The organism is Myxococcota bacterium (assembly GCA_041389495.1).
Lineage (GTDB): Bacteria > Myxococcota_A > UBA9160 > UBA9160 > UBA4427 > JAWKRT01.
On the sequence record JAWKRT010000002.1, the window covers coordinates 1,262,963 to 1,288,955 of the forward strand.

24 protein-coding genes and 1 pseudogene are annotated in these 25,993 nt (G+C 75.3%); 17 read left to right on the forward strand and 8 right to left on the reverse strand.

The genetic code is table 11. The features are described from left to right. Positions 1-61: 61 nt before the first annotated feature. The 5 genes from R3E88_16225 to thiS all read right to left on the reverse strand — a co-directional run bounded on the left by R3E88_16225 (position 62) and on the right by thiS (position 4,954). Positions 62-1,552 (reverse strand): Do family serine endopeptidase, encoded by a 1,491-nt coding sequence (locus R3E88_16225; protein MEZ4218034.1) that lies wholly within the window; start codon positions 1,550-1,552, stop codon positions 62-64. Between the two features lie 206 nt (positions 1,553-1,758). Further along, positions 1,759-3,192 (reverse strand): trypsin-like peptidase domain-containing protein, encoded by a 1,434-nt coding sequence (locus tag R3E88_16230; GenBank protein MEZ4218035.1) that lies wholly within the window; start codon positions 3,190-3,192, stop codon positions 1,759-1,761. Positions 3,193-3,235: 43 nt separating this feature from the next. Further along, entirely contained in the window at positions 3,236-3,934 is a 699-nt protein-coding gene (locus R3E88_16235; GenBank protein MEZ4218036.1) for a thiamine phosphate synthase, read from the reverse strand. Between the two features lie 26 nt (positions 3,935-3,960). Further along, complete coding sequence (locus R3E88_16240) at positions 3,961-4,737, reverse strand: thiazole synthase (protein ID MEZ4218037.1); 777 nt, start codon at positions 4,735-4,737, stop codon at positions 3,961-3,963. 1 nt (position 4,738) lies between these two features. Next, positions 4,739-4,954 (reverse strand): sulfur carrier protein ThiS, encoded by a 216-nt coding sequence (gene thiS, locus R3E88_16245; protein ID MEZ4218038.1) that lies wholly within the window; start codon positions 4,952-4,954, stop codon positions 4,739-4,741. Positions 4,955-5,183: 229 nt separating this feature from the next. Here thiS and alr point away from each other — a divergent pair, with 229 nt between their 5' ends. From alr to rplS, 11 genes and pseudogenes are all read left to right on the forward strand, one after another. After that, positions 5,184-6,398, forward strand: coding sequence for an alanine racemase (alr, locus tag R3E88_16250; protein MEZ4218039.1), 1,215 nt, complete (start codon positions 5,184-5,186; stop codon positions 6,396-6,398). A 68-nt stretch (positions 6,399-6,466) separates the two neighbouring features. Next, positions 6,467-7,744 (forward strand): phosphoribosylamine--glycine ligase, encoded by a 1,278-nt coding sequence (purD, locus tag R3E88_16255; GenBank protein ID MEZ4218040.1) that lies wholly within the window; start codon positions 6,467-6,469, stop codon positions 7,742-7,744. After that, complete coding sequence (locus R3E88_16260) at positions 7,728-8,450, forward strand: Sua5/YciO/YrdC/YwlC family protein (GenBank protein MEZ4218041.1); 723 nt, start codon at positions 7,728-7,730, stop codon at positions 8,448-8,450. The genes purD and R3E88_16260 overlap by 17 nt, the downstream gene beginning before the upstream one ends. Before the next feature lie 109 nt (positions 8,451-8,559). Next, positions 8,560-9,831: a DUF1015 domain-containing protein gene (locus R3E88_16265; protein ID MEZ4218042.1), complete on the forward strand. Its 1,272-nt coding sequence runs from the start codon at positions 8,560-8,562 to the stop codon at positions 9,829-9,831. Then, positions 9,831-10,181, forward strand: a complete 351-nt coding sequence (locus R3E88_16270) for a DUF721 domain-containing protein (protein ID MEZ4218043.1) — start codon at positions 9,831-9,833, stop codon at positions 10,179-10,181. The genes R3E88_16265 and R3E88_16270 overlap by 1 nt, the downstream gene beginning before the upstream one ends. Positions 10,182-10,193: 12 nt before the next feature. Continuing rightward, a complete protein-coding gene (locus R3E88_16275) occupies positions 10,194-10,445 on the forward strand; it encodes a hypothetical protein (GenBank protein MEZ4218044.1) in 252 nt (83 codons plus the stop codon). Positions 10,446-10,566: 121 nt separating this feature from the next. Next, positions 10,567-10,836 carry a 30S ribosomal protein S16 gene (gene rpsP / locus R3E88_16280; protein ID MEZ4218045.1) on the forward strand — a complete coding sequence of 90 codons (270 nt, stop codon included), beginning with the start codon at positions 10,567-10,569 and terminating at the stop codon, positions 10,834-10,836. Positions 10,837-10,838: 2 nt separating this feature from the next. Then, positions 10,839-11,078, forward strand: coding sequence for a KH domain-containing protein (locus tag R3E88_16285; GenBank protein MEZ4218046.1), 240 nt, complete (start codon positions 10,839-10,841; stop codon positions 11,076-11,078). 9 nt (positions 11,079-11,087) lie between these two features. Beyond that, a complete protein-coding gene (gene rimM / locus R3E88_16290; GenBank protein MEZ4218047.1) occupies positions 11,088-11,681 on the forward strand; it encodes a ribosome maturation factor RimM in 594 nt (197 codons plus the stop codon). A gap of 9 nt (positions 11,682-11,690) precedes the next feature. Beyond that, entirely contained in the window at positions 11,691-12,407 is a 717-nt protein-coding gene (gene trmD / locus R3E88_16295; GenBank protein MEZ4218048.1) for a tRNA (guanosine(37)-N1)-methyltransferase TrmD, read from the forward strand. Beyond that, positions 12,404-12,739: pseudogene (rplS, locus tag R3E88_16300) on the forward strand (50S ribosomal protein L19). Before trmD ends, rplS begins: the two are co-directional and overlap by 4 nt. Positions 12,740-12,923: 184 nt before the next feature. On the opposite strand, the gene R3E88_16305 reads toward rplS, so the two are convergent. Beyond that, the gene (locus R3E88_16305; protein ID MEZ4218049.1) at positions 12,924-13,334 is read right to left on the reverse strand and encodes a YraN family protein; all 411 of its coding nucleotides are present in this window, start codon (positions 13,332-13,334) and stop codon (positions 12,924-12,926) included. Positions 13,335-13,397: 63 nt separating this feature from the next. Here R3E88_16305 and rsmI point away from each other — a divergent pair, with 63 nt between their 5' ends. Continuing rightward, complete coding sequence (rsmI, locus tag R3E88_16310; GenBank protein MEZ4218050.1) at positions 13,398-14,285, forward strand: 16S rRNA (cytidine(1402)-2'-O)-methyltransferase; 888 nt, start codon at positions 13,398-13,400, stop codon at positions 14,283-14,285. Then, entirely contained in the window at positions 14,282-15,952 is a 1,671-nt protein-coding gene (locus R3E88_16315; protein ID MEZ4218051.1) for a heparinase II/III family protein, read from the forward strand. The genes rsmI and R3E88_16315 overlap by 4 nt, the downstream gene beginning before the upstream one ends. 48 nt (positions 15,953-16,000) lie before the next feature. Here R3E88_16315 and ligA read toward each other — a convergent pair whose 3' ends face one another. Beyond that, positions 16,001-18,169 (reverse strand): NAD-dependent DNA ligase LigA, encoded by a 2,169-nt coding sequence (gene ligA / locus R3E88_16320; protein ID MEZ4218052.1) that lies wholly within the window; start codon positions 18,167-18,169, stop codon positions 16,001-16,003. Positions 18,170-18,409: 240 nt separating this feature from the next. Here ligA and R3E88_16325 point away from each other — a divergent pair, with 240 nt between their 5' ends. Continuing rightward, positions 18,410-19,351: a HAMP domain-containing sensor histidine kinase gene (locus tag R3E88_16325; protein MEZ4218053.1), complete on the forward strand. Its 942-nt coding sequence runs from the start codon at positions 18,410-18,412 to the stop codon at positions 19,349-19,351. Between the two features lie 139 nt (positions 19,352-19,490). Continuing rightward, a complete protein-coding gene (locus R3E88_16330; protein MEZ4218054.1) occupies positions 19,491-20,873 on the forward strand; it encodes a sigma-54 dependent transcriptional regulator in 1,383 nt (460 codons plus the stop codon). Here the strand turns inward: R3E88_16330 and R3E88_16335 are convergent. Next, complete coding sequence (locus R3E88_16335) at positions 20,870-22,384, reverse strand: GMC family oxidoreductase N-terminal domain-containing protein (GenBank protein ID MEZ4218055.1); 1,515 nt, start codon at positions 22,382-22,384, stop codon at positions 20,870-20,872. The genes R3E88_16330 and R3E88_16335 overlap by 4 nt on opposite strands. A 168-nt stretch (positions 22,385-22,552) precedes the next feature. Between R3E88_16335 and hemN the strand changes: the two genes are divergently transcribed. Both hemN and R3E88_16345 read left to right on the forward strand, forming a co-directional pair. Beyond that, positions 22,553-23,962 carry an oxygen-independent coproporphyrinogen III oxidase gene (hemN, locus tag R3E88_16340; protein ID MEZ4218056.1) on the forward strand — a complete coding sequence of 470 codons (1,410 nt, stop codon included), beginning with the start codon at positions 22,553-22,555 and terminating at the stop codon, positions 23,960-23,962. 669 nt (positions 23,963-24,631) lie between these two features. After that, entirely contained in the window at positions 24,632-25,675 is a 1,044-nt protein-coding gene (locus tag R3E88_16345) for a tail fiber domain-containing protein (protein ID MEZ4218057.1), read from the forward strand. Positions 25,676-25,993: the final 318 nt, after the last annotated feature.

Here is a 25,993-nt window from a genome sequence, read left to right on the forward strand (position 1 = left end):
TTCGACACGCGATCGCCGTGTCAACCGCGGCGGTCGATCGCGATCGAAGGTCCGCCTCCGATCAGCCGCGACTGCGGCGCACGACCACGTACTGCGTGCGATCGTCGCGGCGGATCAGCAGCAGCACGCTCGGGTCGTCGCCCGCGACGAGCCTGCGCACGTCCTCCGGCGACGCGACCGGCTGCTGGTCGACCTCGAGCAGGAGGTCGCCGCGGCGCAGCCCGGCCGCGGCCGCCGGCGATCCGGGCGCCACGTTCGAGATCACGACGCCGTCGTCCGGCTCGACGCCGAGCCGCTCGGCGAGCTCGGGCGTGAGCGACTGCAGCCCGAGGCCGAGCTCGCCGCGCGCCGGCGCGCTCGCGGGAACGCTCTGCGAGTCGTCGGGCAGCTCGCCGAGCCGCACCTGCAGCGTCTCGCGCCGCCCCTTCCGGAGCACGGTGACGTCGACGTCGCTGTCGACCCGCGAGTTGGCGACGATGCGCGGAAGCTCGTTCATCTTGCCGATCTTCTGGCCGTCGAACTCGACGATCACGTCGCCGCGGCGCAGCCCCGCCCGCTGCGCGGGCCCGTCGCCCTGCACCTCGTTCACGAGGGCGCCGGTGTCGGCGTCGAGCCCGAAGCCCTCCGCGAGCTCCGGCGTGAGGTCCTGGATCACGACGCCGAGCCACGCGCGCTGCACGCGCCCCGTCGCGTGGAGCTGCGGGAGGATGTGCTTCGCCATGTTGATCGGGATCGTGAAGCCGACGGTGTTGGCGTTCGGCCGGATGGCCGTGTTGATGCCGATCACCTCGCCCGCCAGGTTGAGCAGCGGCCCGCCCGAGTTGCCGGGGTTGATCGCGGCATCGGTCTGGATGAAGTCGTCGTACGGCCCCTCGCCGATGTAGCGCCCCTTCGCGCTCACGATGCCCACGGTGACCGTGTGCGTGAGCCCGAACGGGTTGCCGATCGCCATCACCCAGTCGCCGGGGCGCACCACGTCCGAGTCGCCGAGCGCGATCGGCGTCAGCTCCTTCGCGCCGTCGATGTGGACGAGCGCGATGTCCGTCTTGTCGTCGATGCCGACGACGCGTCCCGGATGCTTCTCGCCGTTCTTGAGCTCGACCTCGATCTCGCTCGCGCCGCGGACGACGTGGGCGTTGGTGACGATGTCGCCGTCCTCGTTCAGCACGAAGCCGCTGCCGATGCCGCCGCCGCGGGGCATCGGCGCGTTCGGGAACGGGAAGCCGAAGAAGTGCTCGAACGGCGCCATGTCGGGCGCGCCGCCGACCGGCTCCGCCGCCTTCGCGACGATCGTGACGACGGCCGGCGAGACGCGTTCGGCGAGCTCGGCGAAGCCCTGCGGCACGCCGCCCGGGACGATCGGCGCCGCGCCGCTCCCTTCCTTCCAGCGGAGCTCGGGCTTCGCGGCTTCGTCCTTGCCTCCGAACAGGTCGAACGCGTGCGCGGCGGCGCCGTCGCGATCGATCCGCACGTCGACGTCGACGTAGGGGCTCGCCAGCCACGCGAGCGCGGCCGCTGCGGCGGCCGATGCGACGATCTTCGTCCTGCGCATGGATCACTCTCCTCCGCGCTCGCGGGCGCCGCGAGCTGGCGCTACCGACCCCACCGCCCGCGCCGCGGTTCGCGCGCGCCGGCACCGCGCGCGGCCGGCGCGGCTCCGTCCCGCGTTCATCGCACGTCCGGCGTTCATCGCACGTCCGGCGTTCATCGCACGTCCGGCGTTCATCGCACGTCCGGCGTTCATCGCACGTCCCGCGTTCATCGCACGGGGAGCGTGACGTGGTAGCGGTTCGCGCCGCGCGCGACGACGAGCTGGGCGCCGCTGCGGTAGCGGAGGTCGGCCATGGCATCGCGCAGCGCGCGCTCCCCGTCGAGCTCCTGGCCGTTGACGGCGAGCAGCACGTCGCCCGGTTGGAACCCGATGCGCTCGGCGTTCGTCTTGGATGCGACCCTGCGGACGACGAAGCCGCCGCCGCGGTTCGCCTCGATCTCGAGCCCGAGGAGCTCGCGCGACATGCCGAGCGCGCGCTCGAGGGGCAGCTCGCGCGCGACGAGCGTGCGGCGGAGCGTCGCGCCGTCGCGCCACACGGTGAGATCGATGCGCTGGTTCGTGCGCACGCCCCGCAGCGAGGCGTAGAAGTCCTGTGCGTTGCGCAGGGTGCGGGCGTCCATCTGGGTGACGATGTCGCCTCGTTCGATGCCCGCTTCCGCGCCCGGGCTCCCGGCCTCGACGCCGTTGACGATGACGCCGCGCACCTGCTCGGGGAGCGAGAGCACGTCGTGCAGCGACGGGTCGAGGTCCTGGAAGTAGAGGCCGAGCCACACGGGCTGCGGCGCACCGTAGGTGATGAGCTCGTCGATCACGCGCTTCGCGACGTCGATCGGAATCGCGAAGCCGATCATCTGCGCCGGCTGATCGGAGCGCCAGAACACCGCCGTGTTGATGCCGATCAGCGTCCCCTCGGCGTTGAGCAGCGGCCCGCCCGAGTTGCCCGGGTTGATCGACGCGTCGGTCTGGATCAGCCCGTGCATCGCGTTGCCGTCCTGCGTCGTGAGCGAGCGGTCGACCGCGGAGATGACGCCCGTCGTCACCGTGTTCGAGAAGCCGTGCGGGTTGCCGATCGCGACGACGGGCTCGCCGACGAGCAGGTCGTTCGAGTGCCCGAGCTCGATCCACGGCAGGTCCTCGTCCGTCTCGACGCGCAGGACGGCGAGATCGTTCCGCTCGTCGACGCCGATGAGCGTCGCGGTCGCGTCGCGGCCGTCCGCGAGCGTCACGCGGATCGCACTGGCGCGGCTCACGACGTGCGCGTTCGTGAGCACGTGGCGGTGCGCGTCGATCAGCACGCCCGAGCCGAGGCTCTGCACCGTCTGCGAGCGGCGCGGCTCGAAGAACTCCTCGAAGTAGCGGTCGAGGAACGGGTCGGCGGGAAAGGGCGAGCGGAAGGGGCTGCGCACGATGCGCTCGGTCGTGATGTTGACGACCGCCGGGCCGACCTTCTCGACCGTCCGCACGGTCGGCGTGCGCCGCGGCGAGGCGTCGTCGGCGACCACCGGCGGCGCAGGCTGCAGCGCCCACAGCGCGACGGTGGCGGCGACCGCGAGCGCGCCCGCCTGCAGGACGCGCGCCGCGCGGCGGCGCCCGCGCGCACTCGCCGCGCTTCCCGACCCCGATGCCTTCATCGCTCCCATCGCGCAGCCTCCCTCGCGCGCCGGGCGCGCGCCCGGCGGTCGCCTAACGAGCGCCCGCGCCGCTCCCGGCCGCGGCCGCGGCGTCGAGTGCGTCGCGCAGCGCGCGCGCGGCCGCGAGCGGGTCGGTGGCCGCCAGCACCGCGCCGCTCACCGCCACGCCCGCCGCGCCCGCGCGCACGACGTCGCCGCACGCGCGCGCTTCGATGCCACCTTGTGCGAGCACGCGCAACCCGGGAGCGGCGCCCAGGGCGTCGGCGAGGCCCCGGATGCCGTGGGGGCGCCGCGAGGCCGGCTTCGAGAGCGGCTCGAACACGGGCGCGAGATGGGCGTAGTCGGCGCCCGCCGCGGCCGCGGCGGCGAGCCCATCGGCATCGTGCGCGGAGACGCCGACGAGCGCGCGTTCGCCGACGAGCCGTCGCGCCTCCGCGACGCCGACCGCGTCGAATCCGAGGTGCACGCCGATCGCGGCGCCATCGACGCCCTCGTGGGCGAGGGCCGCGCGCGCGGCGAGCGCGACGTCGAGTCGCCGGTTCACGAGGATGCGCGGCGCGACGGCGTCCGCGCCTTCGCGAGCCGCCGCGGCCGCGCCGCGGAAGGCCGCGGCGCCGAGCTCGCACACGAGCGCGAGCAGCGCGCGTCCGTCGAGCTCGCGGTCGCGCACCTGGAGCCAGTCGGCCCCGGCGGCGAACGCGCACTCGACGATCTCCGCGAGCGGCCGCAGCGCGGCGCGGCGGTCGATCACCAGGACGAGCAGGGGGCGAGCGGAGCTCAGAGGTTGGCGAGCCCGTCGAGCGGGCTCGACGCGGTCGCGTAGAGCCGCCGCGGCATGCGTCCGGCCTCGTAGGCCTCGCGCCCGGCCTCGACGCCGAGCCGCATCGCGCGCGCCATCTTCACCGGGTCCTTCGCGGCGGCGATCGCCGTGTTCATCAGCACGGCGGTGGCGCCGAGCTCCATCGCGACGGCGGCGTCGCTCGCCGTGCCGACGCCCGCGTCGACGATCACCGGCACCTCGACCGTCTCGAGGATGATGCGCAGGTTCGCAGGGTTGCGGATGCCGAGGCCCGAGCCGATCGGCGCGGCGAGCGGCATCACGGCCGGGCAGCCCATCGCCGCGAGCCGCTGGCAGGCGACCGGATCGTCGGTGATGTAGGGGAGGACGGTGAACCCGTCGTCGAGCAGGACCTTCGCGGCCTCGAGCGTCGCGGGCACGTCGGGGAAGAGCGTGCGCTCGTCGCCGATCACCTCGAGCTTCACGAGGCTCGTGCCGAGCAGCTCGCGCGCGAGGCGCGCGGTGGCGACGGCGGAGTCGACGTCGTAGCAGCCGGCGGTGTTGGGCAGGATGGCGAAGCGGTCGGGCGAGAGGACGTCGAGCAGGCTCGGCCCCTTGCTCCGGTCGAGGTTCACGCGGCGCAGCGCGACCGTGACCATCTGCGCGCCCGACGCCTCGGCGCACGCGAGGTTCTCCTCGAACGACGCGTACTTGCCCGAGCCGATGATCAGGCGCGACGTGAACGTGTGCGCGCCGAGGGTGTAGCTGCCCGACATCTCATCCCCCTCCGACCGCTTCGAGGATCTCGATGCGATCGCCCGCGTCGATCGCCGTGGACGCGTACCGCGAGCGCGGGACGACGCTGCGATTGCGCGCCACCGCGACGCGCCGGCCGGCGAGCCCGAGCGAGGCGAGCAGCTCGGCGACCGTGCAGCCGCTGCCGAGGTCGTGGCGCTCGCCGTTGACCGTGATCTCGAGGCCGCCCGTCGACACGGCGGCGATGCTAGCGCTTCGCGCCGCCGCGGCGGCGCGGGCCGTGCGCGCGAACGGCTACCGTTCGGCCGCCGATCGCGGGCCGGGATCCCCCGCGCGAGCGACCGGCGGCCGGTGCGCGGGCTCGGGGCTCGCGCGTTTCGAGCCATCGATCCACACCGACGCCGGCCCGGCTCCGCGGATGCGGCGGCGCGGATCGGGCTCGCCAGGCGGGGATGGAGGGCGGCGGGTGAGCGATGCGACGCACTCGAGCCGGCCGCGCGCCTGCATCGATCTCGGTGCGCTCCGCGCGAACGTGGCACGCGCGCGCGCGCTGGCGCGCGGGCGCGAGTGCATCGCCGTCGTCAAGGCCGACGGCTACGGCCACGGTGTGCTGCCGGTCGCGCGCGAGGCGCTCGCCGGCGGAGCGAGCCGCCTCGCCGTCGTCACGGTCGACGAGGCGGCCGAGCTTCGCGCCGGCGCGATCGCGTGTCCGCTGCTCGTGCTCGGCGGCGCCCGCTCGCCGGCCGAGGCGCGCGCGCTCGCCGAGGCGCGCGCCGCCGCGGTCGTCCACCACGAAGACGGCGTCGCGTGGCTCGTCGAGGCCGCGCGGCGCGCGGGGCGACGCGTTCCCGTGCAGGTCGAGGTCGACACCGGCATGCACCGGATGGGCGTGCCCGCCGCGGAGGCGGCGGCGTTCTGCGCGCGCGTCGCCGCGCATCCGTCGCTCGCGCTGCAGGGCGTGTTCACGCACTTCGCGTGCGCCGACGACCCCGATCCGACCTCCGCGCTCGCGCAGTGTGCGCGCCTGCGCGAGGTGCTGGGCGAGCTCGCCGTGCGCGGCGTCGCGACCGGCGAGGTGCACGCCGCGAACTCGGCCGGCCTCCTCTCGCCCGCGCTGCTCGACGCGCTCCCCGAGGCGACCGCCGTGCGTCCCGGCCTCATGCTCTACGGCGTCTCGCCCGCCGCGCACCTCGGCGACGCCGGCCTTCGCCCCGTCATGAGCCTGCGCGCGCCGGTCGTCCGCATCCACGACGTGCCGCGCGGCGAAGCGGTCGGCTATGCGGCGTCGTGGCGCGCGCCGCGCGCGACGCGCGTCGCCACGCTCGCGCTCGGCTATGCGGACGGCGTCGCCTGGACGGCGGGCAGCGCGAGCTGCGACGGGCGCGCGCGCGAGAGCGGCGCGCGCGTGTGGCTCGGCGGTGCCGCCTGCCCGGTCGTCGGTCGCATCTCGATGGACTCGATGAGCGTCGACGTCGGGCCGGCCGACGCGCTCGCGCGCGCGCCCGGAGGCGGCGCGCCGGTCGAGCTCGGCGACGAGGCCATCCTGTTCGGCCCGGACGACGAAGGGGCCGTGCCGATCCGCGTCGAGGACGCGGCGCGCAGCGCGGGCACGCTGCACTACGAGCTGCTCGTGCGCGTCGGGCGCCGCGTCGCGCGCGAGTACACCGGCGCGAGCGTTTGACGCGCGCGCCGCGCGAGCGCACCCTCGCGAACGTCCCTTCCCGCTCCCGTTCCCAGGAGGCTCCGAGCGTGCGCGTTCTCGTCGTCGGATCGGGCGGTCGCGAGCACGCGCTCGTCTGGAAGCTCCACCAGAGCCCGCGCCTGTCCGCGCTCCACGCCGCGCCGGGCAGTGCCGCGATCGCCGAGCTCGCGACGTGCCACGCCGTGAAGACGGACGACGCGGCCGGCCTCGTCGCGCTCGCTCGCTCGCTCGCGATCGACCTCGTCGTCGTCGGCCCCGAGGATCCGCTCGCGGAAGGGCTCGCCGATCGGCTGCGCGACGCGGGCATCGCCACCTTCGGGCCCTCGGCCGCGGCCGCGCGCCTCGAGGGCAGCAAGCGCTTCGCGAAGGAGTTCATGGCGCGCCACGCGATCCCGACGGCGCGCCACGCGAGCTTCACCGCGCTCGACGACGCGCTCCGCTACGTGCGCGAGCTCGGCGCGCGCTGCGTCGTGAAGGCCGACGGTCTCGCGGCGGGCAAGGGCGTGGCGATGTGCGAGACGACCGCCGCCGCCGAGAGCGCACTGAGCGAGATGATGGGCGAGCGCCGCTTCGGCGACGCGGGCGCGGCCGTCGTCGTCGAGGAGTGGCTCGACGGCGAGGAGGCCTCGTACTACGCGCTCTGCGACGGCGCGAACGTCGTGCCGCTCGCCGCCGCGCAGGATCACAAGCGCGCACTCGACGGCGACCGCGGCGAGAACACGGGCGGCATGGGCGCCTACTCGCCGGCGCCGGTGTTCACCGCTGCCGTCGAGAAGCAGGTGCTCGAGCGCGTCGTGCTGCCGACCGTGCGCGGCATGGCGGCGGAAGGTCACCCCTACCGCGGCGTCCTGTTCGTCGGCCTCATGATCGACGGCGCGGGCGACGCGCGGGTCGTCGAGTTCAACGTGCGCTTCGGCGATCCCGAGACGCAGCCGCTCCTGGTCCGGCTCGACGACGACCTGCTCCCGCTGCTCGACGCCGCCGCGCGCGGCGCGCTCGACCCGGCGACGCGCCTGCACTGGGGCGACGCGGCGACCTGCGTCGTGATGGCGTCGGGCGGCTACCCGCGCAGCTACGAGACGGGCAAGCCGATCGCCGGCCTCGACGAGGCCGCGTCGTGCGAAGGCGTCGCGATCTTCCACGCCGGCACGCGGCGCGCCGCCGACGGCGGCTTCGAGACGGCGGGCGGGCGCGTGCTCGGCGTGACCGGGCGCGGCGCGAGCGTCGCCGAGTCGCGCGATCGCGCCTACGCCGCCGTCGCGCGCATCCGCTTCGAGGGCGCGCACTACCGGCGCGACATCGCGCACCGTGCCCTCGCGCGCTGACGCGCGCGCGGCGGCGGGCGCGGCCGACGAAGGCGAGATCGCGCGCGCCGCGGAGCGCATCGCCGCGGGCGGGCTCGTCGCGTTTCCGACCGAGACGGTCTGGGGCCTCGCCGCCGACGCGGCGAGCGCGAGCGCGCTCGCCGCGCTCGCGCGCTTCAAGGGGCGACCGCTCGCGCAGGCGACGTCGGTCCTCGTGTCGGGCCCGGAGCGCCTCGCCGCGCTCGCGCTCGACGTCGATGCGCGCGCCCGCGCGTGGATCGACGCGTTCTGGCCCGGCCCGCTCACGCTCGTCCTCCCGAGCCGCGCCCCGGACGCCCTCGCGCCGGGCATCGCGAACGCGCGCGGCGAGGTCGGTGTGCGCTGCAGCCCGCACGCGGTGGCCGCGGCGCTCGCCCGGGCCTGCGAGGCGCGCGGCGTGCGCGCCGTGACCGCGACGAGCTGCAACGCGCACGGCGAGCCCGAGGCGGCGACGCGCGCGCAGGCGCGCGACGTCTGCGCGCGCGCGGGCGAGCCCGCCCTCGTGCTCGCGACGGGCGCCGACGCGTCGCGTGCGGCGCCGAGCACGGTCGTGCGCTCGCCGGGCGCCGCACACGCCGCCGAGATCCTGCGCGAAGGCGCGATCGCGGCGTCCGCGCTGCGCGCGGCCGCGCTCGAACGCGGTCTCGACGCCGCGCTCGCGAGCCCCGCGCGCGGCCCCGCGCGCTGAGCCATACTCGCGCGCTCCCCAGGCCGGTCGATCGCCCCGATCCGCGCGCGGCGCGTCCGGCGCCTCCCGCGCCGCCGCGCACCTTCCCGTCGAGGAGTCTCCCCCCGTCATGACCGACATCCGGCCGTTCCGCGGCGTGCGCTACGACCCGAAGCGCGTCGAGCTCTCGAAGGTGATCGTGCCGCCGTACGACGTCATCAGCGACGCGCAGCGCGGCACCTACTACGACCGCGATCCGCACAACGCGATCCGCTTCGAGCTCACGCGCGACCCGCGCGACCAGGCGACCACCGACTATCACGAGATCCGCGAGTGGCTCGACGCGTGGCGCGCGAGCGGCGTGCTCGTGCGCGACGACGAGCCCGCGCTCTACGTGATGCGCCAGACGTTCGAGCACGGCGGGCACCGCTACTCGCGCACCGGGTTCTTCGCCGCGCTCGCGCTCGCCGAGTACGGGGAGGGCAAGGTGCTCCGCCACGAGCGCACGCTCGCGAAGCCGATCGCCGACCGCCTCCGGCTGCTCGAGGCCGCGCGCGCCAACCTCTCGAGCGCCTTCCTGCTCTACCGCGACGAGGCGGGCGAGCTCGAGGAGCTGCTCGCGGCCGCGCTCGAACGGGCGCCGCTCGGCCGCGCGGTCGACGACGGCGGCGTCGAGTACGAGGTGGGGCGACTCGGCGGCGACGACGCGGCGCGCGTGTGCCGCTTCCTCGCCTCGCGCTCCGTCGTCATCGCCGACGGCCATCACCGCTACCAGACGGCGCTCGAGTACCGGAACCGCCGGCGCGCGGCCGGCGCGGCGGCCGGCGCGCCGTCGGAGGCGACGCTCGCGTTCTTCGCGAACGCCGATGCCGAGGGAAGCCTGCTGCTCCCGATCCACCGCGCGATCGTCGAGGTGCCGGCGCCCGACGACGCGACGTGGCGCGAGCGCCTCCCGGGGTGGAGCTGCCGCTCGGTGCGGCTCGAGGGCGCCGCATCGATCGAGGCCGTGCTCGCCGCCGAGCTCGCGCCGCACGCGGGCGAGGCCGCGTTCGCGGCCGACGACGGCAGCGGCGTGCTGCGGGTGTTCACGCGCGCCGAGCCGCTCGGCGACGCGCTGATCGTCGACGTCGTCGAGCGCGACGTGATCCGCGGCGTGTTCGGTCTCGGCGACACCGAGATCGCGGGGGGCGGCGTCGAGTTCTTCAAGCAGGCCGAGGCGGCGGCGGCCGCGGTGCGCGAGGGGGCGGTGAGCGTCGCGCTCTACCTGAACCCCGTCGCCGTCGAGGACGTGTTCCGCGTCGCGCGCGCGGGCGGCGTGATGCCGCAGAAGTCGACCTTCTTCCATCCGAAGGTGCCGACCGGCATCGTGTTCCGGACGCACGACCCGGAGGACGGCGCGTAGTGCGCCGTCCCCGGCGCGTCGCGAAGCCGGTCGTCGTCGGCGACGCGATCGGCCGCGTGCTCGGCGAGCTCGGGCTCGACGCCGCGAGGCGCGCCTTCGACATCGGGCAGTGCTGGGAGGCCGCCGTCGGCGAGGCGGTCGCGCGCCACGCGCGGCCGCTCGGCCTGCGCGGCGACGTGCTCGAGGTCGAGGTCGCGTCGAGCGTGTGGGCGCAGCAGCTGCAGCTGCAGCAGGGCGCGCTGCTCGACGCGCTCGCGGCCGCGCTGCCCGACGGAGCCGAGCGTCCGCGCGAGCTGCGCTTCCGCGTCGGCGGTGCGGGGGCATCGTCCGCTCCGCGCGGCGCGCGCTAGACTGCGCGCCCGATGAGCACTGCCGACCCGGTTCGCGAGCCCCGAGCATCGGCGCCGTCCGACGGGCGCGCTCCCGCCGACGCGGCCGCGACGCCCGGCGAGCTGCTGCGCTGCGACTTCTGCGGCGAGCCCGTCGCGAGCGTCCGGCGCGTGGCCCTCGACCGCGACTACGACCGCCTGCGCACCCGCCACGAGGTCCGCTACGCGTGCGACCCCTGCTCGGAGCGCAAGGAGCGCGAGCGCCTCGGGATGGAGCGCCGCTAGCGGGCGCTCCCGGGGCCGGGCGGGCGTCCGCGCCCGTTGACCCGCCGCGCCCGCTTTCCTAGATTGCGCGGCCGCTTGCGTCGCGGCGCCGCACTCCCGCGCGCCGCCCGAGGTTCCATCGATGGTGAAGATCCGCCTTTCGCGCGCGGGCGCGAAGAAGCACCCCTACTACCACCTGATCGCGATCGACGAGCGCAAGCGCCGCGACGGCCGCCCGCTCGAGCGCCTCGGCACCTACGAGCCAGGCCGCAGCGACGCTGCGCTCACGCTCGATCTCGCCGCGGTCGACGCGTGGGTCGCGAAGGGCGCGGTGCTGACCGAGACCGCGGCCTCGCTCGTGCGCAAGGCGCGCCGCGCCGCCGTCGCGGCGCCCGCCGGCGAGAGCGCCTGACGATGGCCGGCGACGCGCGCGCGGCGGCCGAGCTGGTCGAGTTCCTGGCGAAGGCGATCGTGAGCGATCGCGACGCCGTCAAGGTCAACGTCACCGACGGCGGCGAGTGCCTCGAGCTCGAGACGGCCGACGACGACCGCGGCCGCGTGATCGGCCGCCAGGGCCGCATCGCGAAGGCGCTGCGCGCGGTGCTCGCGGAGTCGAGCGTCGGCGCCGGCTGCCGGCTCGACATCGTCGACTGACCGGTTGCCGTGGCGGCGCAGCGCGTCGCGATCGGCGTCGTGACGCGCGCCTTCGGCACGCGCGGGGAGCTGCGCGTGCGCTGGCTCGGCGACGGCCCCCAGGCGCTCGCGAGCGCCGATCGCATCTTCGTCGCGCGTTCTCCCGAGGATCCGGTACCGCGCCGTCACGCCGTGCGCGCGGTCGAGCCGTGCGGCGGCGACGAGGTGCGCATGGCGCTCGCCGGGCTCCGCGACACGGCCGATGCGGAGGCCTACGTCGGCCACCTCGTGCTCGTCGACGCGCAGGCGCTGCCCGCGCTCGGCGACGACGAGTTCTACTGGCACGAGCTCGTGGGCTACCGCGTCGAGACCACGGACGGCGAGCTGGTCGGCGTCGTCCGCACGCTCTGGGAGACCGGCGCGCACGACGTGCTCGTCGTCGACCCGCCCGCGCGCGCGCCGAGCGAGGACGGTCGCGGCGCGGCGGCCGCCGACCGGGGTGCCGACGACGGCGGCGAGGACGCGCCGCTCCTGATCCCGACGGCGCGCGAGGTGCTCGTCGCGATCGACCGCGAGCGGCGAACGGCGGTCGTCGACGCGCCGCCCGGCCTGCTCGAGCGCTGAGGCCCCAGGGTGCGGATCGACGTCGTCACGATCTTCCCGCGCCTGTTCGAGGCGTTCGCCGAGGCGGCCTTCGTCGGCATCGCGCGCGAGCGCGGGGCGCTCGCGCTGCAGGTCCACGACCTCCGCGACTGGACCACCGACCGGCACCGCAGCGTCGACGACGCGCCCTACGGCGGCGGGCCGGGGATGGTGATGCGGCCCGAGCCGCTCGTCGCCGCCATCGAGGCCCTCGCGGGGCCGAAGGCGCCCGGCCGGGCGGCGCGCGTGGTCGCGCTGTCGCCGCGCGGCGCGCGGCTCGACCAGGCCGGGCTCGAGGCGCTCGCCGCCGAGCCCGCGCTCGTCCTCGTCTGCGGCCGCTACGAGGGCATCGACCAGCGCGCGCTCGACCTCGCCGTCGACGCCGAGGTCTCGATCGGCGACTACGTGCTGTCGGGGGGCGAGGTCCCGGCCATGGTCCTCGTCGAGGGCATCGTCCGGCTGCTCCCGGGCGTCCTCGGAAACCCCGAATCCGCGGTGAGCGAGTCCTTCCGGGAGGATCTTTTGGAAGGACCGCACTACACTCGGCCGCCCGTTTTCCGCGGCCTCGAAGTCCCCGAGGTGCTGCGTTCGGGAGATCACGCCGCGATCGATCGCTGGCGCAGGGAGCGGGCGCGCGAGGTCACTGCCGCGCGCCGACCCGACCTGCTCGCCCCGCGACGATCGGCGGAAGGAGACAAGGTGCGATGAGGAGTCTGGACTTCGTCGATCAGCCGCAGCTGCGAGCCGATCTTCCGCCGTTCCGCGTGGGTGACACCGTCCGCGTGCACGTGAAGGTGCGCGAGGGCGACAAGGAACGCGTGCAGGTGTTCGAAGGCGTCGTGATCCGCCGCCGCGGCGCGGGCATGAGCGAGACGTTCACCGTGCGCAAGGTGTCCTACGGCGTCGGCGTCGAGCGCACCCTGCCCGTGCAGTCGCCCGCCGTCACGAAGCTCGAGATCAAGCGGCGCGGCTACGTGCGCCGCTCGCGGCTCTACTACCTGCGCGACCTGCGCGGCAAGAAGGCGCGGCTGCGCTCGAAGGTGCGCGACCTGTCGGCGCTCGTGGCCCCCGAGCCCGAGGAGATCGAGGCCGAGGTCGCGGCCAGCGTCGAGCGCGTCGACGACGCCGAGGGCGCGGATGCGGCGCCGGAGAAGAGCGGCGACTGAGCGCGCGCGGCGCGCCGCGCCTGCGGCGCGCTCGCGACGCGGCGCCTGTGCGGCGCGCTCACGGCGCGTCGAAGGCTCCCGGCCAGTGCGCGATCGAGTGGTGGCCGTCGGCGTGCTCGACGCACGCGACGACGTCGAAGCGCGCGCGGCGACAGCCGCGCGCCAGTCCCGCGCGTTCCGCGTGCAGCCAGGCCGCCGCGCCCCGCGCGAGCCGCGCCTGCTTGTGCGCATCGACGGCCTCGACCGGCGCGCCGTGGCGGCTCCCGCGGCGCGTCTTCACCTCCACGAACACGACGAGCGCGCCGCGGCGCGCGACGAGATCGAGCTCGACGCCGCCCGCGCGGACGTTGCGCGCGAGGATGCGGTAGCCGCGTCGCTCGAGGTGCGCGGCGGCGCGCGCCTCGCCGCGCGCGCCGAGTGCGCGCCGCGCATCGCGCGCCGCGCCGGGATCCGGGCCGGGAGTGGGCATGGAGGAGGGCTCCCGCGCGAGCCGAGGCTGCGCGCGCGGGACCGGGGGCGGCGAGCGTAGCCGATGGGGACGCTCTACGTCGTCGCGACGCCGATCGGAAACCTCGAGGACGTGACGCTGCGCGCGCTGCGCGTGCTGCGCGAGGCGGCGCTCGTGCTCGCCGAGGACACGCGCCGCACGCGCATCCTGCTCGACCACCACGGCATCGCCGCTCGCCCCGTCTCGCTCCACGCGCACAACGAGGCGGCGCGCGTCGAGCGCGCGCTCGAGGCGTTGCGCGCGGGCGACGCGATCGCGCTCGTCTCCGACGCCGGGACGCCGCTCGTCTCCGACCCCGGCGAGCGGCTCGTGCGCGCGGCGATCGACGACGGCCACGACGTCGTTCCCGTGCCCGGCGCTTCCGCGCCGCTCGCCGCGCTCGTCGCGAGCGGCCTGCGCGCGCAGCCGTTCGCGTTCGTCGGCTTCCCCCCGCGGCGCCGCGCCGCGCGCCGCGCGCTGCTCGCGCCGTTCGCCGCGCGCGGAGAGACGCTCGTGCTGTTCGAGTCGCCGCGGCGCGTCGGCGCGACGCTGCGCGAGCTCGCGGAGTGGCTCGGCGCAGAGCGCCGCGCCTGCGTCGCGCGCGAGCTCACGAAGCTGCACGAGGAGCTCGCGCGCGGCTCGCTCGGCGAGCTGGCCGAACGCTATGCGAGCGGCGCGCGCGGCGAGGTGACGATCGCCGTCGAGGGCCGCGACGCCGACGCCGCGCCCGAGGTCGACGACGACGCGGTCGAGCGCGAGATCGCCGCGCGCGTGCGCGCGGGCGAGCGGCCGCGCGAGATCGCGGCCGCGATGGCGCCCGCGACCGGGCTCGCGAAGCGCGCGCTCTACGCGCGCGCGGTGGCGGCGAGCGGGCGCGCCGCGGAAGACGGACGCGGCGGGGCGCCCGCGCGCGCGCGAGGAACGGACGGATGAACGTGCTCCGCACCTGGCGCGCCGTGCGGCACCTGCGGCCCGTGCAGATCGCCGGTCAGCTCCGTCACGTGCTCGCGCCCTCGCGGCGCATCGCGCTCCCGGCGCCGCGCGCGCCGCGCTGGACGCTCGCGCGCTGGCCGGTCGCGCCGCCGCCCGCGCCCGCGCACGCGCGCTGGGACGGTGCGGGTGCGATCGAGCTCGTCGGCCACGGCGCGCGGTTCGCGCGTCCGGGCGAGGGGGCGTCCGTCGAGGCGATCGACTGGCAGTACACCGCGGGCGGGCCGCTGTTCGCCTATCAGCTCCACTTCTTCGAGTGGGCGCGCGCGCGCAGCGCGACGCCCGCCGTGCGCGGACGCGCCGTCGCGCACTGGATCGCGAACGCGCGCGGGGGCGTCGGCTGGGACGCGCACCCGATCTCGGTGCGGACGCTCGCGTGGCTGCTGATGCGGTTCGCCGACGAGGGCGGGCTCGCGCTCGACGACGCGGCGGACGAGGCGCTGCGCCGCTCGCTCGACCAGCAGCTCGAGACGCTCGCGGGCCAGCTCGAGACGCGCCTGCAGGCGAACCACCTGCTCGAGAACCGCATCGCGCTCGTCGCCGGCGGGCTCGCCCTCGAGGGCGCGCGCAGCGCGCGCTGGCTCGCGCACGCCGACGCGCTCGCAGCGGACCTGCGCGAGCAGTTCGGCGAGGAGGGCGCGCACTACGAGCGCAGCCCGATGTACCACGCGGTCCTCCTCGAGCACCTGCTCCACCTGCTCGCGCTCGCGCAGGCGACGGGCGAGCGCGCGCCGCGCTCGCTCGTCGACGCGCTGCACGCGACGTGTGCGCGCGCGCTCGCCGCGCTCGAGGTGTGGACGCATCCCGACGGCGAGATCGCGCTGCTCGGCGACGCGGCGCTCGGCATCGCGCAGCCGCCCGCCGCGCTGCGCGCCTACGCGAGTGCGCTCGGTGTCGCGCTCGTTCCGCTCGCCGAGCGCGGGCTCCTGCGTTCGACCGGCCACGCGCGTCTCGAGGCCGGGGAGCTCGTGCTGATCGCGTCGGTCGGCGGGCCGAGCCCGCCGTTCCAGCCCGGGCACGCGCACTGCGACGCGCTCGCCTTCGAGCTCTCCGCGGGCGGACGCCGCGTCGTCGTCGACACGGGCGTCTTCGAGTACGTGCCGGGCGCCCGCCGCGACCTCGCCCGTGCGACGCGCGCGCACGCGACGCTCGAGGTGGGCGGCGCGGAGCAGGCGGAGTGCTTCGGCGGCCACCGCGTCGGCGGGCGTCCGCGCGTGGCGATCGCGAGCGCGGTGCCCGAGCGCGCCGTCGAGGCGACGTGCGCGGGCTGGAGCACGCCGCGCACCGTGCACCGGCGGCGCTTCGAGGTCGTGCCGGGCTCGTCGCGCATCGAGATCGAGGACCGCATCGAGGGCGATCCGCGCCCGGTGCGCGCCTTCCTGCCGCTCGCGCCCGGCCTCGAGCCGGCGCTCGACGCGACGCTCGGCCGCGCGCGCGTTCCGCTCGGCGACGGCCGGACGCTCGCCGTCGAGCTCCCGGCCGGATTCGCGTGGCGCGTCGTGTCGGCGCCGTACTGGCCGCGCTTCGGCTGCGAGGAGGAGCGGCGCGTGGTCGTCGGCGAGGCCGGGGCGCTCGCTCGCGCGCGCTTTAGGATCTCGCTCGAACGCTAGGCGGGCGGGGGCACGCGGCCCGCCTGCCACGCCCCGCGCCGCGTCCGGTTAGGCCGGGCTCGCGTCGGCGTCCTCGTCGCCTGCTCGCTCGCCGGCGTCCTCCGCACCCGCCTCTTTTTTTGCACCCGCCTTCGCCTTGCCCTTCGCCTTGCCCTTCGCCTTCCGCTTCGGCTCGAGCGCGTCGTCGTCGCTGGGCGGCTCGGGCGGCGGCCCCTCGCGCAGGACGCGCTCGAGCCCGGCCTCGTCGAGGACGGCGACGCCGAGCTCGGCGGCCTTCGCCGCCTTGCTGCCCGGATCCTCGCCGACCACGACGAAGTGCGTCTTCTTCGAGACGGAGCCCGTCACGCGCCCGCCCGCCGCCTCGATGCGCGCCTTCGCCTCGTCGCGGGGGATCGAGAGCGCGCCCGTCAGGACGAACGTGCGCCCGGCGAGCAGGCCGTCGGCCGCGGCGGCGCGCGGCGCCTCCTTCTCCCAGCGCACGCCCAGCTCGACGAGGCGGTCGACCTCCGCGCGGTGACGCGCGTCCGCGAAATAACGAGCGACGCTGGCCGCGATCGTCGGGCCGACGCCGTCGATCGCCTCGAGCTCGTCCGCCGTCGCCGCCGCGAGCGGGTCGAGGTCGCCGAAGCGGCGCGCGAGCAGCTCGGCGATCGTCGTACCGACGTGGCGGATGCCGAGCGCGACGAGCAGGCGCGCGAGCGTCGTCGCGCGCGAGCGTTCGAGACTCGCGACGAGGTTCGCCGCGCTCTTCGCGCCCATCCGGTCGAGCGCCTCGAGCGTCGGCGCGTCGAGCGCGAAGACGTCGGACACGCGCGTCACGATGCCCTTGTCGACGAGCTGGTCGACGATCTCCTCGCCGAGCCCGTCGACGTCGAGCGCGTCGCGCGCGGCGAGATGGGTGATGCGGTTCTTGAGCTGCGCCGGGCAGTCGGGATTCGTGCAGCGCGTGACGACCTCGTCCTCGAGCCGCACGGCGGCGCCGCCACAGGCGGGGCAGGCGTCGGGGAGCCGGAAGCGAGCGAGCCGTCGCGCGCGCCGCTCGGGCAGGACGCGCACGAGCTGCGGGATCACGTCGCCGGCGCGCTGGATGACGACGACGTCGCCGACGCGCACGTCCTTGCGGTCGATCTCGTCCTGGTTGTGGAGCGAGACGTTCGAGACGGTGACGCCGCCGACGAAGACGGGCTCGACCTTCGCGACGGGCGTCAGCGCGCCCGTGCGTCCGACCTGCACGTCGATCGCGAGCACCGTCGTCTGCGCCTGCTGCGGTGGGAACTTCACGGCGATCGCCCAGCGCGGCGAGCGCGAGAGCGACCCGAGCTCGTCCTGCAGCCCGAGCCGGTCGACCTTGACGACGCTGCCGTCCGCCTCGACGGGAAGCGCGTCGCGGCGCGCGAGCAGGGCCTCGTGCGCGGCGACGACGGCGTCGATGCCCGCGCAGCGCGTCGATTCCGGGCTCACGACGAAGCCCCAGGCGCGCAGCGCCTCGAGGATCTCCCACTGCGTGGTCGCGCCCGGAGGAACGCCCTCGGCCAGGTGGTACGCGCGGAACTCGAGCGAGCGCAGCCGGCGGACGTCGACGTCGTGCAGCTGGCGGAGCGACCCCGCGGCCGCGTTGCGCGGGTTCACGAACGGCTCGAGGCCCTCGTCCTCGCGGTGGCGGTTGAGCCGCTGGAAGCGCTCTCGGGGGAGCACGATCTCGCCGCGCACGGACGCGACCGGCGGCGCGGGCCGCGCGCTCGCGTCGAGCGCGAGCGGCACGCTCCACACGTGGCGGAGCGCGACCGTCACGTCCTCGCCGACGCGGCCGTCGCCGCGCGTCAGACCCTGGACGAGCCGGCCCTCCTCGTACACGAGCTCGACGCCGGCGCCGTCGAGCTTGGGCTCGCAGACGTAGTCGAGCGCCGTCGCCTCGCGGCCGAGCATGCGGCGCACGCGCTCGTCGAAGGCGCGCAGCGCGTCGGTGTCCATCGCGTTGTCGAGCGAGAGCATCGGGCCGCGGTGCGGCGCCTGCGCGAAGCCGTCGGCGGGCGGCGCGCCGACGCGGCGCGTGGGCGAGGCCGGCGACGCGAGCGCCGGGTGGCGCTCCTCGAGCGACTGCAGCTCGCGGAAGAGCGCGTCGTACTCGGCGTCGTCGAGCTCGGGCGCGTCCTCGAGGTAGTAGAGGCGGTTCGCGCGCTCGATCGCGCGCGCGAGCTCGTCCATGCGTTCGCGCACGGCGCGCTCGTCGCGCGCGGTGCGGGCATCCTCCGCATCTCGATCGGCGGAACGGCGGGGCGGGGGGGTCAAGCGCTGGCTCCGGCGAGGCGATGAGGCCCGTCGGCCCGTGCCTTCCTCGAGCGCTCCGTCCGCGGGCCGACCGGATCCTACCACGCCGATCGCATGGCCTCGTCGCTGCGGGGCGCGGTTCGCGTGCGCGAGCGGAGCGCGCAGGCGCAGGGAGCGCGAGCGGTTCACGTGCGCGGCGATGCGGACCCGGAGAGCAGTGCGCGCGCGGCGGAGGCCGCCGCCGTCGATGCCGATGCGACGGCTGCCGTCGCTCCCGCGGCCGAGCTCGCGCGCGTGCGCGAAGAGCTCGTCGCGCTCCGCGCGCGCCACACTGCACTCGTCGGCGAGCAGACCGACCTCCTCGCCGTCGTCTGCCACGAGCTGCGCACGCCCATCACCGTCATCACCGGCTTCGCGCGGCTGCTCGCCTCGGAGCGCTTCGGCGAGCTCAACCCGAAGCAGGCGCACTTCGTCGACGAGTGTCGCAAGGCGTGTGCGCGGCTCGACGCGTTCGTCGAGGATCTGCTGCGCGCCGCGCGCGACGAGCGGGCCGCGGATGCGTGCGCGCTCGAGGACGCGTCGCTGGTCGCGCTCTTCCGCGACGTCCTCACCTATCTCGAGCCGGTGCTCGCCGACGCCCGGGTCGCGGTGGCCCTGCGCGTCGACCCGGACGCCGAGTGGGCGCGCTTCGACCGCGCGCGCCTCGAGCAGGTGGTGGTCAACCTGCTCGGGAACGCGCTCCGCCACGCGGGGGAGGGCGGCGAGGTGCGCGTGCGCGCGCGCCGCGTCGCGGCGGACTGCGCGGCGGCCGACGTGGCGGACTGCGAGGGACCCAGCGCCGCGCCGCACGCGATCGAGGTGAGTGTCGAGGACGATGGTCCGGGCGTCGCGCCCGAGGACCGCGAGCGCATCTTCGAGCCGTGGGTGCGAGTCGGTGGCTCCGCCGCGGCGTCCGCGCCGGCCGAGCGAACGGCCGCGCGCGAGCGCACGGGTCGCGGGCTCGGCCTCGGTCTCGCGATCTGCCGGCGCATCGTCGAGGGCCACGGCGGGCGCCTCGCGCTGCGCTCCGAGCCCGGCGCCGGCGCGTGTTTCACGTTCACACTGCCGGCGGCGCTGCCGAAGGAGCCCTGACCGCGGCGCGGGAGCGCCGATGCGGCCGGGGGATGCGCGCGGGATGGCGGCTCGATCGGGGACGAGGACGGGAACGCGAGCCGACACCGGCCGCGGGGCGGGCGCCGCCGACGCGCCGCGCAAGCGAAGGGCGCTCGTCGTGGACGACGCCGAGGGCATCCGCGACTACCTCGCGCATCTCCTCGAGAGTCGCGGCTTCGACGTCGACACCGCGGCCGACGGACGCCGCGCGCAGGCGCTGCTCGAGTCGGGGGCCGCGCCCGACGTCGTGCTGCTCGACGTCCTCCTCCCCGGCCAGGACGGCATCGCGACGCTGCGCCGCATGCGCGAGTTCGACGCCGACGTGCCGATCGTGATGCTCTCCGTCGTCGGCACGGCCTCGACGATCGTCGAGGCGATGCAGGCCGGCGCGAACGACTTCCTGAACAAGCCCTTCGACGAGGACGAGCTCGAAGCGGCGCTCCACTCCGCGATGCGCCGGCGCGAGCAGCGCGCGAAGCGCAGCGCGCGCGGCCTCGCGGCGCCGGAGGATGCGCAGTCCACGATCTGGAAGAGCGCGGCGATGCGGCAGATCCGCCAGGTGATCGAGCAGATCGGCGACACCGACGTCACGGTGCTGATCCAGGGCGAGAGCGGCACGGGCAAGGAGGTCGTCGCGCGCGCCATCCACGCCGCGTCGACGCGCAAGGCGCGGCGCTTCGTGAAGGTGAACTGCGCGGCGTTGCCCGAGGACCTGCTCGAGAGCGAGCTCTTCGGCTACGAGGCGGGTGCGTTCACGGGCGCGGCCGGCCGCAAGCCGGGCCGCTTCGAGCTCGCGAACGGCGGCACGATGTTCCTCGACGAGATCGGCGAGATGAGCCCCGGGCTCCAGGCCAAGCTCCTGCACGTGCTGCAGGAGCGCACGTTCTCGCGGCTCGGCGGCAACCAGGAGATCGAGGTCGACGTGCGCGTCGTGTGCGCGACGCACCGCCCGCTCGTCGAGATGGTCGCCGAGCGCACCTTCCGCGAGGACCTCTACTTCCGCCTCAACGTCGTCAACGTCGAGGTGCCGCCGCTGCGCGAGCGCCGCGAGGAGGTGCCGCTGCTCGTCGAGTCCTTCCTGCGGCGTTATGCGGCGATGTACGACAAGGCGCAGCCGCGCCCGTCGAAGCGGCTCGAGGCGGCGCTCGCGACCTATTCGTTCCCCGGCAACGTGCGCGAGCTCGAGAACCTGATGAAGCGCATGATCGTGCTCGAGACCGAGGAGTCGATCCTCGGCGACCTGCTCGGCGGCGGAGCGCGACGCGCCGACCGCGCGAGCGAGCTCGAGTCGCTGCTCGCCGAGGTCGAGCAGACGGCGGGCGAGGTGCCGCTCCGCGAGGTCGGGCGGCGCGTCGCGCTGCAGGCCGAACGCGAGGCGATCGGCGTCGTCCTCGAGCGCACGCAGTGGAACCGCAAGCGCGCGGCGCGCATGCTGAACGTCTCCTACAAGACGCTCCTGCAGAAGATCCGCGAGTGCGGTCTCGAGGCCGAGGCGAGCTAGCGCATCGCCGCCGGTGAGCCGCCGGCACCCTGGCCCCGCGCCATCTTCTCCGCGGCGAGCTCGGCGATCGCGATCGCGAGCAGGTTCGTGTTCGTGCGCGGGACGGTGGGCGCGATCGACGCGTCGACGACGCGAAGCCCCTCCGCGCCGACGACGCGGCAGTCGGTGTCGACGACGCGTCGCGCGTCGTCCGCGTCGCCCATCCGGCAGGTGCCGACGCCGTGGTAGAAGGCGCCGTGCTCGGCCGCGGCGCGCGCGTCGATCTCCGCATCGGGTGCGTCGAGGAAGCGGTCGAGTGGCGACGCGTCGAGCGCGAGGCCGGTCGCGCGCACGAGGCGCGCGGCGAGCTGCCAGCCCTTGCGCAGGCGCTCGACGTTGCCCGCGTGGGCGCCGAACGCGAAGTCGATGTCGACCGGGTCGCCGGGCTTCGCGCTGCGCGCGCGCACGCGCCCCGTACCTTCGGGCAGCTGCAGCGACGAGTGCACGACGAGGTCGTAGCCGCCGTCGTCGCGCCGCGCGACGGACGGCGTGAGCTGCAGGTCGTTCGGCCGGTCGCTGCCGTCGGCGGTCGCGCGCAGCAGGCACTGGAGCGCGGGCTCGCCGCGCTCGCCGCGTGCCGCCGCGGTCGCGATCGGCGCGCGCGTCACGAGCACGCTGTGGTCCGACAGGTGCGCGCCCACCTCGCGGTGGTCGAGCGCGACGTCGATGCCGAGTGCGCGCAGCGCGTCCGCCGGGCCGATGCCCGAGTGCCAGAGCAGCACGGGGCTGCGCAGCACGCCGGCCGCGAGCACGACCTCGTCCGCCGCGATGCGCTCGCCGCTCGCGAGCTCGACGCCCGTCGCGCGCGCGCCGTCGAGCACGACGCGCGCGACGGCCGCGTCGCCGCGCACCGCGAGGTTCGCGCGCGCGCGCGCCGGCTCGAGGTAGGCGACGTTGCACGACACCCGCACGAGTCCGTCGCGGTTGGTCGGGATCGGGCCGACGCCCGTCGTGCCGGGCTCGTTGTGGTCCTGGCACCAGCCGATGCCGAGCGACGCGCACGCGTCGGCGAACGCATCCATGAAGGGCGCCCAGCGCTCGCGCGGGTAGCGGACGACGGGGATCGGGCCGGCGTTCCCGTGCCACGGCGCGTCGGGGAAGTCGAGGTCGCGCTCGAGGCGGCGGAAGCCGCGCAGCACGTCCTCCCAGCCCCAGCCCGGCGGCCACGTCGCGAAGTCGCGCGGCTCGGGGCGCAGCGCGACGCCGCCGTTCGTCTGCGACGAGCCGCCGACGCACCGCCCGCGCAGGTAGGGCACGACGCGCCCGTCGAACGTCGTCGCCGTCTCTCCCCACTCGTGGGGCGCGTCGCAGCCGCGCCACAGGAAGCGCAGATCGGTGGGGAGCGCGCCCGCGCGATGGTCGGGCCCGGCCTCGAGCAGCAGCACGCGTCGCCGCGGGTCCTCGGTCAGGCGCGCCGCGAGCGCGCAGCCCGACGAGCCCGCGCCGACGACGATCGTGTCCCAGCTCTGCATGCGCGGCGCTCCTCGCGGCATCGGGATCGGGCGGCGGCATCGGCCCGCGGCAGCGCGCCGCCGCGACGCGGCGGCCCAGCATAGCCGGCGCCGCGCGCGCGGTGCCGCGCGTCGACTCGCATCGAGGGGACGGGAGCGCAGCGCCGCGCGCGACTATGCTCCGCGCGCATGACCCCGCCCCGATCGAGCCACGACCTCGTCGCCCACCTTCGCGAGCTCCTGCCGCGCTACGTGCGGCCGCTGCCGCGCTACACGAGCTACCCGACGGCGCCCGTGTGGAGCGAGGCCTTCGGCGCGCGCGACTTCGCGGCGGCGCTCGGGCGCGTCGCGGGCGACGTCGCGCTCTACGCGCACGTCCCGTTCTGCCGCAGCCTCTGCCACTTCTGCGCGTGCAACCGCATGATCACGCGCGACCCGGCGCTCCCCGCGCGCTACGTCGAGACGCTCGCGCGCGAGGTCGAGACGGTGCGCGCGCTCGTGCCGGGCGACGTGCGCGCCGCGCAGCTCCACCTCGGCGGCGGCACGCCCACCCATCTCGACCCCGCGCAGCTCGAGCGCGTCGTCGGGTCGCTCACGGCGGCGTTCCCGCTGCGGCCGGGTGCCGAGGTCTCGATCGAGGTCGATCCGCGGGTCACGACGGCCGAGCACGTCGACGCACTCCGCCGCTGCGGGTTCGACCGCGTGTCGCTCGGCGTGCAGGACTTCGAGCCCGCCGTGCAGGAGGCCATCCACCGCGTGCAGCCGCGCGAGGTGACGGCCGGCCTCGTCGACGCGCTGCGCGGCGCCGGCATCGGGAGCATCGCGTTCGACCTGATCTACGGCCTCCCGTTCCAGACCGTCGCGTCGTTCGAGCGCACGCTCGCCGAGGTCGTCGCGCTCGCGCCCGACCGCGTCGCCATCTACTCCTACGCGCACGTCACGTGGGTGGCGAAGCAGCAGCGCGGCTTCGAGCGCAAGGACCTGCCGGATGCCGCGACGAAGCTCGACCTCTTCGCGCTCGCGCTCGAGCGGCTGATCGACGCGGGCTACGTCTACATCGGGCTCGACCACTTCGCGAAGCCCTCCGACGAGCTCGCCCGCGCGCTCGACGACGGCAGCCTGCGACGCAACTTCATGGGCTACACGACGCAGGCGGGCCTCGACCTCGTCGGCTTCGGCCCGAGCGCGATCAGCGAGCTCGCCGGATGCTATGCGCAGAGCCACCGCGAGCTCGACGCCTGGGAGGGCGCCGTCGACGCGGGCGGGCTCGCGACGCTGCGCGGACACGCGCTCGACGCCGCCGACGAAGAGCGCCGCTTCCTGATCGCGCGCGTGCTCTGCCAGGGCGCGATCGACGCCGCCGACGCCAGCGCGCGCTTCGGCGCCTCGTTCGCCGAGCGCCACGCGGACGCGCTCCGCCGCCTCGCCCCCATGGAGCGCGACGGCCTCGTCGTCCTCGCGGCCGACGGCAGCCTGCGCCTCACGCCCGAGGGCCGCGTGCTCGCGCGCAACGTCGCCGCCGTGTTCGACGCCTACCTGACGGACGGCGAGGCCGCGGGCGCGGAAGGCGCGCCGCGGCGCTTCAGTCAGTCGGTGTGACTCCGCCGCGTCGCGCGCGACGTCGCGACGCCGTCACCCGCCCCGCGAGATCGCCTGCACGCCGATCACGTACTTCGTCGGATGACGACGAGAACGCGCCTAGTTAGGCGAGAGCGGGTGCAGCGGAGAGCAGGGGAGGGCAATCGAGTGCAAGCTCGGCGGCAATCCGGTCCCAATCCGGTCCCCGGTTCTGGGCGTGTGGCCTAGCATCGAAGGCGTCGACCGGTCTCCCGGCGAGGTTGGCGAGTGCAACGCAACCGACGCGAGTCTCGTTCGCGCCCGCCGCGGTTCAAGGTCGGCTGGCTCGCGATCTCCCCTCCCACGCCAACCGCGCGCGCCTCACTACCGCCCTCGCGCCGGAGGCCCCCCGGCCCCCACCACACAGGCCCGCCGCCCGAGGAGCCAGAGCGCTCGCAAAATTTTTGGAAGTCCCCGGCGGGCGGGGTCCGTCTGGGCTGGCGGGTCGGGGTGCGGGACCGAGGTGGAGCCTGGTCAGCGTACCCGAGAAGTCAGGAAGAAGCGGTGCCAGAGACCCGCGTCGCTATGCGACGAGCACCTGCCCAGCGAGCGGCACACATGAGTCGGCTCCTGTCGACTCGGATAGGATCATCCGTTCACCGGCTCGTTCGCCGAGGTGGGCGACCGGACATGACGAGAGGAGGCTCCGCGATGCTGTTGCGCCGATCGACGCTCCCGGCGTTCTTGGTTCTGTTGTGGACGCTTCCCGCTTACGCCAGCGATCTGACCGTCACGCTCTCTCCGAACGACGGATTCGTCGTGAAGAACTCGACGGGCACGACGGATCGACTTCGCGTGGAGGAGGCCACCGGGAACATCTCGCGCAACGGCGCGCTGTTCGTGCACACGACGGGAACGAAGAGCTTGTTCGTAGGGCCGAGCGCCGGCACGCTCACGGCGTCGGGCCTCGGAAGGAACACTGCGTTCGGCCACCAGGCGCTCTCTTCCCTGACATCGGGCTCCGTCAACACGAGTGCGGGCTACATGGCTCTCGGCAGCAATACCACCGGCTTTGCCAACACCGCCGCCGGCGGTGAAGCGCTGCGCGACAACACCACCGGGTTCCGCAACACCGCAGTGGGAGCCGCGGCACTCAAGTCGAACTCCACGGGGTCCTACAACGCCGCGATCGGGCTCCTCGCAGGCTCCAACCAGACGACCGGGAGCAACAACATCTATCTCGCGAACACGGGGCTCGCCGGTGAAAGCGGCCAGATCAAGATCGGAACCGTCGGCACGCACACGGGCGCGACCTTCGCCGGAATCCACAACGCGACCTCGACCAGCGGCATCGCCGTCCTCGTCAACGCATCCGGTGTGCTCGGAACCACGACCTCCTCCGCCCGCTTCAAGCGCGACATCGCCGACATGGGCAACGCGAGCGATGTGCTCATGCAGCTCCGCCCCGTCGTCTTCCACTACAAGGAGGAGGCCGTCGGGGAAGAGGCCGCGAGCGAGCTGCAGTACGGGCTCGTCGCAGAAGAGGTCGCCGAGGTGGCGCCCGAACTCGTCGCGCCCGGCACGGACGGAAAGCCGTACTCCGTCCGCTACCACGTCCTGCCCGCGATGCTGTTGAACGAGGTGCAACGACAGCGGCGCGAGATCGCGGTTCACGAGCAGCGAGACGCGGAGCAAGAGCGGACGATCGCGGCCCTTCAGGCACGCTTGGCGAGGCTCGAAGCGCGGGAGGAGTAGCGGCACTCAGGGCAGTAGATCTGCGTGGCTCGGACTCGCGTTCCGGGGACGATTTCTCTGGGGCAGCACCCCAATTGGGAGTTCAAGCTCCCAAAGCCCGTGAGGATCGGCGCCCAGCGCGCCGCCTGGCGTTCCCGAGAAGTCGGCTGGGCCCGCGCTGGTCCCGTCCCCGAAGCGTCAGGGAGGGCCGGCCTCGTCCCCGAGGCGTCGCACCGGGCTAGCTCCGTTCCCGAGAGGTCATTTCTCTCCTTAGTTGGGGAGGAACATTTCGGGAACGCTCTGCGTTCGGTTGCATCTAGTGCGCGGACTTCACGGATT